The organism is Streptomyces sp. WAC05292 (assembly GCF_003949955.1).
Lineage (GTDB): Bacteria > Actinomycetota > Actinomycetes > Streptomycetales > Streptomycetaceae > Streptomyces > Streptomyces globosus.
The window spans coordinates 1-2309 of the sequence record NZ_RPSE01000622.1; the positions used below are offsets into that span (position 1 = coordinate 1).

The 2309-nt window shown below is 74.9% G+C and carries 3 protein-coding genes and 1 tRNA gene; 1 reads left to right on the forward strand and 3 read right to left on the reverse strand.

Features of this window, described 5'->3' with window-relative positions; all coding sequences use genetic code 11:
- Positions 1-111: 111 nt before the first annotated feature.
- Complete coding sequence (locus EF903_RS31745) at positions 112-702, reverse strand: DUF4365 domain-containing protein (RefSeq protein ID WP_125548421.1); 591 nt, start codon at positions 700-702, stop codon at positions 112-114.
- 208 nt (positions 703-910) lie between these two features.
- Here EF903_RS31745 and EF903_RS31750 point away from each other — a divergent pair, with 208 nt between their 5' ends.
- Positions 911-1636, forward strand: coding sequence for a 3'-5' exonuclease (locus EF903_RS31750; RefSeq protein ID WP_125548422.1), 726 nt, complete (start codon positions 911-913; stop codon positions 1634-1636).
- Between the two features lie 91 nt (positions 1637-1727).
- On the opposite strand, the gene EF903_RS31755 is transcribed toward EF903_RS31750, so the two are convergent.
- Both EF903_RS31755 and EF903_RS31760 read right to left on the reverse strand, forming a co-directional pair.
- Positions 1728-1799: transfer RNA gene (locus tag EF903_RS31755), tRNA-Val, on the reverse strand.
- A 39-nt stretch (positions 1800-1838) separates the two neighbouring features.
- On the reverse strand, positions 1839-2309 hold a 471-nt coding region (locus EF903_RS31760), incomplete at its 5' end, for an SRPBCC family protein (protein ID WP_125548423.1).

A 2309-nucleotide genomic window follows, 5' to 3' on the forward strand; every position in this document is an offset into this window, starting at 1 on the left:
CGCCGGGGCCGGGGACGCCGGGGCGGGCCGGGCGGGCGGCGTACGCGGGCGGCGGCCCCGGCAGCGGCGGTGGCGGTTGGCGGCGGTCGCGGTCCGGCGGGTTGCGGTGCATCAGGGTGTCCCTCCCGACCCGACCCGGGTCATGATCTCGCACAGGGCCCGGTCGTCGAAGATCCGCGTGGTGGGGATCCGGACGGTGGTGCGCCGGCGGCCGGTCACGGGGTGCCCGGCGAGGTTGGTCCAGTAGCAGCAGTGGCGCAGGTCGAGGCGGTCGTGCCCGGCGGCGAGCCACTGGTCGCGCTCGCGCGGGACGAGCATCACGACGAGGATCTTGTGGACGGCGACGGGGGTGCGGGCGAGTTTGACGAGGTGTTCGTTGTCGAGGGTGAAGCCGAAGGTGGGCCCGGGCGGGGCGGGCGCGACCTGGTAGGTGGCCTTCAGCTGGACCTTGATGGTCACTTCGTCGTCGACGGTGTGCTCGGGCGCTCCGTGGTTGACCTGCCAGTCGATGCCGTTGTCGGGGAACGGCTGGGAGAGCGAGCAGCCGGCGGCGGCCGCGACGGCGTGCAGGTATCCCACCTGGAGGGTCTCCATGCAGGCGGTGGTGGCGAGCGTGCCGCGCAGCGGGGCCGGGGGCGCGGTGTCCTGCGCGCCCGTCTGCCCCGGCAGCACCCCGCCCGGTTCGGGTCGGGTGAGTGCCATGGCCGGCTCCCCCTGCCTCGCGGGCAATGCCGGGTGGTTGCGGTCGGGGTGACGGCCGTTCATGTGTGCGGCCCCCCGGGGAAGTTGTCTCCGTACCGGACCGGCCGCAAACGGCGTACGGCGCAAACGGGCCGGGTATCACGGAATCGGGCGAGGGGGGCGGCGGCGCGGTGCGCCCCATCCGCCGATCGGGAACGAGGAGTTCGCCATGACGCGCTGGTACGAGGGGCCGCTGGCCGCATTCGACACGGAGACGACCGGAGTGGACGTGGAGCGGGACCGGATCGTGTCCGCCGCTCTCGTCGTGCAGGAGTGTGCGGGCGGCCGGGTCCGCCAGACCCGCTGGCTGGTCAATCCCGGCATCCCGGTGCCGCGGGAGGCGACGGAGGTGCACGGTCTGACGGACGACCACCTCCAGCACCACGGGCGGTGGCCGGCGCCGGTGATGGAGGAGATAGCCCGGGCGCTGGCGGAGCAGCAGCTGGCGGGCAGGCCGGTGGTGGTGATGAACGCGCCGTTCGACCTGACGCTGCTGGACCGGGAGTTGCGGCGGCACCGGGCGTCGTCGCTGGCGCGGTACCTGGACAACCGGCCGCTGACGGTGCTGGACCCGCGGGTGCTGGACAAGCACCTGGACCGGTACCGCAAGGGGCGGCGGACGCTGGCGGACCTGTGCGCGCACTACGGGATAGAGCTGGAGGGGGCGCACGACGCGGCGGCGGACGCGCTGGCGTCGCTGGAGGTGGTGCGGGCGGTGGGCCGGCGGTTCGCGGGCCGGCTGGAGCGGCTGAGTCCGGCGGAGCTGCACACGCTTCAGGCGGTCTGGTACGCGGCGCAGGCGCGCGGGCTGCAGGCGTGGTTCCAGCGGCAGGGGACGCCGGAGGTGGTGGACCCGCACTGGCCGCTGCGGCCGGAGGTGTCGACGGCGGCGTGAAGCCCGCGGAGCGGCGGGGCCGTTGCCGCCGCCGGGGTCGGGGAACGCGGAAGGCCGGCCCGTCGTCTGACGGACCGGCCTGTCCCGGCGGTGGGCGATACTGGGATCGAACCAGTGACCCCTTCGGTGTGAACGAAGTGCTCTCCCGCTGAGCTAATCGCCCGGGAACGCACTGAACAATACAAGAGGCACGGGCCCGGGTTCAAACCGCTTCCGGCGGGCCGGCCAGGAGGCGGGCGAGGCCGCGCCGTCCGGCGCGCATCATCAGGGCGTGGTTGAGGTGCAGCAGGGGCCGGGCGGGCCCGGAGAGCCGGCGCAGCAGCGGGCGGCGGACCTCGACCTCCTGCTCGTACAGGGCCCGCGTGCCGGTGGTGCCGCGGGGGCCGCGGCGGGGGCGGACGGTCCAGCGGGCCCAGCCCTCCATGTCGCCGCCGAGGGCCGCTTCGAGGATGCCGCCGCGGGGGTCGCTCAGGAGTTCGGCGGTGGTGACGCGGAGCGTGTACGGCAGCGCGGAGCGGATGTACGCGGTGCCGGTGTGCCCTCCGGTGCGTTCGGCCCGGCGGACCTGGGGCCACCAGCGGGGGTAGTCCTCGGCGCGGGCGAGGACGGCGTAGACGCGGTCGGGCGGGGCGTCGAGGTCCCAGGCGGTGTGGAAGCGGAAGCGGTGTACCGG